This window comes from Bacteroidales bacterium (assembly GCA_029210725.1).
In the GTDB taxonomy this organism is placed as follows: domain Bacteria; phylum Bacteroidota; class Bacteroidia; order Bacteroidales.
Genome location: JARGFM010000058.1, coordinates 1 through 6745, shown reverse-complemented (window position 1 = coordinate 6745; position 6745 = coordinate 1). Strand labels below are relative to the sequence as shown.

General features: G+C 50.1%; 10 protein-coding genes. 8 read left to right on the top strand and 2 right to left on the bottom strand.

From position 1 onward, the window contains the following. Positions 1–44: 44 nt before the first annotated feature. A complete protein-coding gene (locus tag P1P86_16475; protein ID MDF1576782.1) occupies positions 45–203 on the bottom strand; it encodes a hypothetical protein in 159 nt (52 codons plus the stop codon). A gap of 426 nt (positions 204–629) precedes the next feature. After that, entirely contained in the window at positions 630–1352 is a 723-nt protein-coding gene (locus tag P1P86_16470) for a response regulator transcription factor (GenBank protein MDF1576781.1), read from the bottom strand. Between the two features lie 153 nt (positions 1353–1505). Between P1P86_16470 and P1P86_16465 the strand changes: the two genes are divergently transcribed. From P1P86_16465 to P1P86_16430, 8 genes are all read left to right on the top strand, one after another. Next, positions 1506–2444, top strand: a complete 939-nt coding sequence (locus P1P86_16465) for a ribose-phosphate pyrophosphokinase (GenBank protein MDF1576780.1) — start codon at positions 1506–1508, stop codon at positions 2442–2444. A gap of 117 nt (positions 2445–2561) precedes the next feature. Continuing rightward, positions 2562–3224: a 50S ribosomal protein L25 gene (locus P1P86_16460; GenBank protein ID MDF1576779.1), complete on the top strand. Its 663-nt coding sequence runs from the start codon at positions 2562–2564 to the stop codon at positions 3222–3224. Between the two features lie 8 nt (positions 3225–3232). Continuing rightward, entirely contained in the window at positions 3233–3796 is a 564-nt protein-coding gene (gene pth / locus P1P86_16455) for an aminoacyl-tRNA hydrolase (protein MDF1576778.1), read from the top strand. A gap of 110 nt (positions 3797–3906) precedes the next feature. Further along, entirely contained in the window at positions 3907–4473 is a 567-nt protein-coding gene (locus P1P86_16450; GenBank protein ID MDF1576777.1) for a nitroreductase family protein, read from the top strand. A 178-nt stretch (positions 4474–4651) separates the two neighbouring features. Then, positions 4652–4822, top strand: coding sequence for a type II toxin-antitoxin system HicA family toxin (locus P1P86_16445; GenBank protein MDF1576776.1), 171 nt, complete (start codon positions 4652–4654; stop codon positions 4820–4822). Between the two features lie 5 nt (positions 4823–4827). Next, positions 4828–5253 carry a type II toxin-antitoxin system HicB family antitoxin gene (locus tag P1P86_16440; protein ID MDF1576775.1) on the top strand — a complete coding sequence of 142 codons (426 nt, stop codon included), beginning with the start codon at positions 4828–4830 and terminating at the stop codon, positions 5251–5253. Between the two features lie 32 nt (positions 5254–5285). Next, positions 5286–6002, top strand: a complete 717-nt coding sequence (locus tag P1P86_16435) for a pyridoxine 5'-phosphate synthase (GenBank protein ID MDF1576774.1) — start codon at positions 5286–5288, stop codon at positions 6000–6002. Positions 6003–6064: 62 nt separating this feature from the next. Next, complete coding sequence (locus tag P1P86_16430) at positions 6065–6592, top strand: DUF4924 family protein (protein MDF1576773.1); 528 nt, start codon at positions 6065–6067, stop codon at positions 6590–6592. Positions 6593–6745: the final 153 nt, after the last annotated feature.

Here is a 6745-nt window from a genome sequence, read left to right as displayed (position 1 = left end):
AATTAGTATCCATATATGACATTTTATCATTAATTATGAAGATATTATTTATCCCTGAGTTCTTTATATACAGCCCCGGCTAGGATAAAGTCCCGGTTTACCACGTTTACAAATACAAAGGTCCCTGTGATACCTGACGAGAATACCGGGAAACCTGCCGTAAACACAATGAAACTGATCAGACCATCAGAGATCTCAGCCAAGATTCTCACATTGCTTGATGAGAGCAATGAAAGGGTCATTCTGGTATCTGAAGCCCATCTTGCATAGCATAACATTGTTCTTTCCAGGAAGCGGGAACGAGTGAGAGATCCTGGGCAGAACCCAGGTCAGGATCCCGTCCTGAGACCTGTGTGGATGGTGGCCCGTCCCGAGCCCTGTTTGGATGGTGGCCCGTCCTGAGACCTGTGTGGATGGTGGCCCGTCCCGAGCCCTGTTTGGATGGTGGCCCGTCCTGAGACCTGTGTAGATGGTGGACCGGCCCGAGCCCTGTTTGGATGGTGGACCGGCCCGAGCCCTGTTTGGATGGTGGCCCGTCCTGAGACCTGTGTGGATGGCGGCCCGGCCCGAGCCCTGTTTGGATGGTGGCCCGTCCTGAGACCTGTGTGGATGGTGGTGCGGTCCGGGTCCTATGTGCCGGAGGGAACTGCCGAGGTGGCGACCTCCAGCTTAAATCCCATACGGTGCACATTAACGATCGATACGTTTTTATCTTCGGCCAGCTTCTTGCGGAGGCGGGCGATATAAACGTCCATGCTGCGTCCCATAAAGTAGTCGTTCTCCCCCCATACATTGGTCAGCACTTTTTCGCGCTTCACCACGTTGTTGATATTGGAGGCCAGCATCCGCAGCACCTCAGCCTCTTTTTTAGTCAGGGGGACCGTGTCGGAGGGAGTGCAGAGCATGCGGTTGGGATAATTGAAGGTAAAGTTCCCGAAATGGAGGGTGTCGGGAAGCTCCTGGCTCACCAGGGAAGGTTTGGCCCGTTTCAGAAGTGCATAGATCCGGAGCGATAATTCGGTAATGGTAAAGGGTTTTACAATGTAGTCGTCTCCTCCGGAGCAGTAGGCGTGTATTTTCTCCCTGTCGTCGTCCTTGGCAGATATAAACAGAATAGGGGTTAAGTAATCCGTCTTGCGGATGGTTTTGGCCAGTTCGAGCCCGCTGATGCCGGCGAGCACCACATCCATCAGAATCACATCGTATTTGGCGGCCTGGAAGAGCTGTAAAGCGCGGTCGCCACGGGATTCCATATCTACACGGTAGTTCTTCAGTTCCAGGGAGTCCTTAAGCATGGATCCCAGTTCAAGGTCGCTTTCGATCAGTAAAATGGTAGGGGTCAGAGTGGACATACTTTCAGTCTTAGCTATCTGTTTTCAATCTAGATAACATCCTTTTTAACATTTTGTTCACCTGGACCACCTCCTCATTTTTGATGCTTGAAACATGAATAAATTTTCTTATTTTTGGGCCCAGACTAAATCCACTAAAACTATTTCGGAGGGATGGCTTCCAATTCACCCATTAAATTCTTTACAGCCAGGGCATCCACTTACCTGGCCGAGAAGATTGCCTTAAGTTTCGGTACCAAGCTGGGCCGGACCAGTGTTTACCAGTTCAGCGACGGGGAATTTCAACCGGCCTATGATGAAAGTGTCCGGGGCTGTACGGTATTTATTATTCAGTCGACCTTTCCTCCGGGTGACAACCTGATGGAGTTGCTCATGATGATCGATGCGGCCAAACGTGCTTCGGCCGACAAAGTGGTAGCGGTAATTCCCTATTTTGGTTTTGCCCGGCAGGACCGCAAGGACCGTCCCCGCTCGGCCATCGGGGCCAAGCTGGTCGCCAACCTGCTGACCGCAGCCGGGGTGGACCGGATTATGACCATGGATCTGCATGCCGACCAGCTGCAGGGATTTTTCGATGTGCCGGTGGACCATCTTTATGCTTCGGCGCTTTTTGTCCCTTATGTGAAGTCCCTGGAACTGGATAACCTGGCCATTGCAGCCCCCGATATGGGTGGTACCAAGCGGGCCAATGCCTATTCCAGGTTCCTGAATGCAAGCATGGTGATCTGCTACAAGCTTCGTAAAAAGCCCAATGTGGTGGAGGAGATCAAGGCCATCGGGGATATTGAAGGAAAGAATATTGTGATCGTCGACGATATGGTCGATACGGCAGGCACCATTGCCTTTGCGGCCGGGATGATGAAAAGCGAAGGGGCCCTGAGTGTGAGGGTGGTGGCCACCCACCCGGTATTGTCGGGTCCGGCCTATGAACGGATCGATCAGGCGCCCATCGACGAACTGATTGTCACCGATACCATTCCCCTGAAAGGACATTGCGATAAGATCAGGGTGATTTCTGTGGCGGAACATTTTGCCGAGGTCATCGACAAGGTCTACAATTTTAAGTCCATCAGTGATACATATATAAGATAAATCATTACATTTGCAGCCGTTTTGCCGTACTTTACGGCAAAATGCCATAATGGCAAACTATTTTCCCACCGTGTGATGGGGAATTAATATTCAACTTAATTCTGAGTAGCACAAAAAATGAAAACAATTAAAATTGGCGCCGAAAAGCGCACCGTACTAGGTAAAAGTTCTACCCGCGATCTGAGAAAAATCAACCATGTCCCCTGTGTGATGTACGGCGGAGCGGAAGTGATTCACTTTCACGCTCACGAAAACGATTTCAGACACATTGTATATACTCCCAGCGCCTTTATTGTGGAGGTAGAACTGGATGGGAAGAAGCATAAAGCAGTTATGCAGGAGCTTCAGTTCCACCCGGTGACCGATAAGCTGAACCATATCGACTTTGTGGAGGTATTTGATGATAAGCCCGTTACTGTGGAAATTCCCATCAAACTGGTGGGTGCAGCCATAGGCCTGAAAGACGGTGGGAAGCCCCGTCAGAGAAGGCGTGTGCTGAAGGTACGCGGACTGGTGGAGCATCTGCCCGATGTCCTGGAGATCGATATCACCCATGTGGCCATTGGAGATGTGGTCAAGATTGGCGATCTCTCTTATAACCATCTGGAAATTCTCGATCCTGCCCGTTCCATGGTCTATGCGATTGTATCGTCCCGGATATCCAAGGGTATGGAGATGGGTGAAGCCGAGGCTGATGCCGAAGAGGCAGCTGCAGAAGAAGCTGAAGCAGGCAAGGCTGGTGAAGCATCTGCTGAAGCGGAAGAAGATTCTGATAACTAAGTTTTCCTATGAAATACCTGATTGCAGGATTAGGAAACATAGGACCCGAGTACGCGCATACGCGTCATAACATAGGATTTGACATATTGGATGCCCTGGCAGGGGCGTCCAATATGTCTTTTAAGGACAAGCGTTACGGCTTTGTGTGTGAGATGAAGTACCGGTCCCGCATCTATGTCCTGCTGAAACCTTCCACCTTCATGAACCTGAGCGGTAATGCGGTGCGCTACTGGCTCCGCAAGGAAAAGCTTTCCCCGGAGAACCTGCTGGTGGTGGTGGACGACATGGCTCTTCCCTTCGGCACCCTCCGCCTGAGGGCCAAAGGGGGCGATGCCGGTCACAACGGATTGAACCACATCCAGGGGATCCTGGGGACCACCAGTTATGCCCGTCTGCGCTTCGGGATCGGCAACGATTTTTATCCGGGTCAGCAGGTGGACTATGTCCTGAGCGGATGGACCGAAGAGCAGGAAAAAGCCCTGCCCGAACGGATCGAAATGGCCGGGGAGATTATCAGGTCCTTCGGGGTCATTGGCCTCCAGCGTACCATGAATGCATATAATAATAAGTAAGTTGTTACCTTTACAGGCACTTCTCACTTATAAGGGTTTAATCATTTTTGAGCGTTTAAGTCCTGTAAGTGTTTAATCAGTTTGACACCTTTTACCCTAACTTATCTGACATGCTTAAAGACCTGATTCTTAAAAACCGTTCCTATCGCCGTTTTGATCAGTCGGAGATCTTTCCCATGAGGCTTCTGCGTGAGATGGTGGAGGCGGCCCGCCTGTCGGCGTCGGCCCGCAATATGCAACCCCTGCGCTATCTCTTATTTAACAACCAGGAGGACTGTGCCCGGATCTTTCCCACCCTGGCTTGGGCCGGGTTCCTGAAGGACTGGCCCGGGCCCGAAGACGGGGAGCGGCCTTCTGCCTACATCATTCAGCTGGGCGATCTCGAGCTGACCAACGACTGGTGGTGCGACGATGGCATTGCCGCCCAGAGCATGCTGCTCACTGCCGTGGAGCAGGGGTACGGAGGATGCATCATTGGTTCGGTGCAGCGGGAAAGGCTGCGGGATATCCTGGATATTCCGGATCAGTACAAGATCATCCAGGTTTTTGCCCTGGGTAAACCCGTCGAAGAGGTGGTGATCGATGAGATGGTCAGGGGCGATATCAAATACTGGCGCGACGAAAAAGGGGTGCATCATGTCCCCAAAAGATCGATTGATGAGCTGATTATCCGGTGATTCGTCCAATCAATCAGAAAAGGACATCCCTTTGCTGATCTTCTCAGAGAAAAATAGTAACAAAAGTTGTACTTTTTTGCATAGAAGTAACGAAAGTATTACTTTTATATCGACCCCTTTTGGGGATGTTCTTTGAACTGGAAATTCCAATTTCAAAGAATATGAAAGTTTCAGAGTTATAAGATTTCTTAATAATGAAGGTTGGCAATTGGTAAGAACAAGAGGTAGTCACCGGCAATTTAAACATCCTGAAAAGAAGGGTTTAGTTACAGTTTCAGGAAAACCTTCAGATGATATTCAGAAAGGAACTCTGGGAAGTATTCTTAGACAGGCAAAACTAAAACAATAATAAGAATGCATCGAGATTTAGATACAAGAATTTTGGTAGTTCTGGAGAAAACTGAAAATGGGTATTCCGCATACCTTCCTGATCTATCAGGATGTGTTGCGACCGGTGCGACAATTCACACTGTACGCAATCAAATTAGGGATGCCATTGAATTTCACATCGAAGGAATGCGATCAGAGAATCTGCCCGTTCCGGTTCAATTCGCCGGGGACGGGGAACGGGATCTTGCATTCAAAATGGACATTGCTTCACTTTTTGAGTGGTTTTCAGGGATTCTTACGAAATCAGGAGTTTCAAGAGTGACTGGAATGAATCAAAGCCTGATCAGCCAATATGCATCCGGGATTAAAACTCCGAGTAACAGGCAATCGAAAAAGATTGAACGGGCCCTGCATCATTTGGGTCAGGAACTTCTGGAAATTGAGCTATAGACCAAGCTAATTTGCTAACTTTGCAGCTGATTTTGACCAGGCTCAGTGTAAATATCAACAAGATTGCCACCCTCCGCAATGCCCGGGGAGGGAACACCCCCGATGTGCAGAAGGTGGCAGTCGACTGTGAGCACTTCGGGGCACAGGGGATTACGGTACATCCGCGGCCCGATGAGCGGCATATCCGCTACAGCGATGTGAGGCTGCTTAAACTGCTGGTGACCACCGAATTTAACATCGAAGGCTATCCTTCCGATTCCTTTATCTCCCTGGTCACCGAAGTGAAACCGGAGCAGGTGACCCTGGTTCCCGATCCGCCCGGGGTTCTGACCTCTTCGGCTGGATGGGATACCCTGAAAAATCGTGATTTCCTGGTGGAAGTGATCAAAGAGTTTCAAAAGCACGGGATACGCACTTCCATCTTTGTGGGAACCGAAGTCACATTTATCGAAGGGGCTGCAAAGACGGGAACCGACCGGGTAGAGCTCTACACGGAACCATATGCCAGACAGTTTCAGGAGGACCGGGAGGCGGCCGTGGCCCCGTTCGTTCAGGCGGCAGAACTGGTCCGTGAGCTGGGACTGGGACTTAATGCCGGGCACGACCTGGACCTGCAGAACCTGCGCTGGTTTAAGCAGCAGATACCCTGGGTCGAAGAGGTTTCCATCGGGCATGCCCTGATCTCCGATGCCCTTTATTACGGACTGCAGAATACCATTCAGATGTATCTGCGACAGCTGCGGGATTAGCCGGTTTTCTCATACTCATTATTCAGATCAATACTTTAATAAACGGAATACCATTTGACATTATGATCATTGCCGAACAAAAACGAAAAGAAAATATTGCCGAATACCTCTTATATATGTATCAGGTGGAGGACCTGATACGGGCCAATCATCTGAACCTGGACAGCATTGAAGCCACCCTGATCAGTAAGTTCGAAGTGCCCTATGAGGTAAAGCGGGAGATGCGGGAGTGGTACAAAAACCTGATCACCAGAATGCAGGATGAAAAGAAGGAGGAGTCGGGACATCTCCTTTTTCTGGAGACCATGGCGGAGCAGCTCAGCGAAATGCATCATCAGCTGCTGAAGCTGGGGATCGATAACTCCTATAAGGAGAGCTATCAGAAAGCCAGACCACATCTGGAGGCCCTGAGGATGCGCTCGGGTTACAGCAAGGTAAGTGATATACAGGTGGCCCTGAACGGACTTTACGGACTGCTGATCCTGAAACTGAAGAAGACCATGATAACCGACGAGACCAAAGCTGCCTTTGACACCATCCGGGAGCTGGTCGCAGAGCTCTCCTCCCGCTACATGGAGAGCACGGAATAAATACAGAGGCCAGGTACATCCGGAGACCCATTCATAGACAAGCCATTCATAGACAAGCCATTCAGAGACAAGCCATTCATAGACAAGCCATTCAGAGACAAGCCATTCAGAGACAAGCCATTCAGAGACAAGCCATTCAGAGAAAACCCATTC

What these genes read in the sequence shown, in the direction of transcription:
- P1P86_16470 (MDF1576781.1), bottom strand. Translation starts at nt 1,352, where the DNA reads ATGTCCACTCTGACCCCTACCATTTTACTGATCGAAAGCGACCTTGAA.
- P1P86_16465 (MDF1576780.1), top strand. Translation starts at nt 1,506, where the DNA reads ATGGCTTCCAATTCACCCATTAAATTCTTTACAGCCAGGGCATCCACT.
- P1P86_16460 (MDF1576779.1), top strand. Translation starts at nt 2,562, where the DNA reads ATGAAAACAATTAAAATTGGCGCCGAAAAGCGCACCGTACTAGGTAAA.
- pth (MDF1576778.1), top strand. Translation starts at nt 3,233, where the DNA reads ATGAAATACCTGATTGCAGGATTAGGAAACATAGGACCCGAGTACGCG.
- P1P86_16450 (MDF1576777.1), top strand. Translation starts at nt 3,907, where the DNA reads ATGCTTAAAGACCTGATTCTTAAAAACCGTTCCTATCGCCGTTTTGAT.
- P1P86_16440 (MDF1576775.1), top strand. Translation starts at nt 4,828, where the DNA reads ATGCATCGAGATTTAGATACAAGAATTTTGGTAGTTCTGGAGAAAACT.
- P1P86_16430 (MDF1576773.1), top strand. Translation starts at nt 6,065, where the DNA reads ATGATCATTGCCGAACAAAAACGAAAAGAAAATATTGCCGAATACCTC.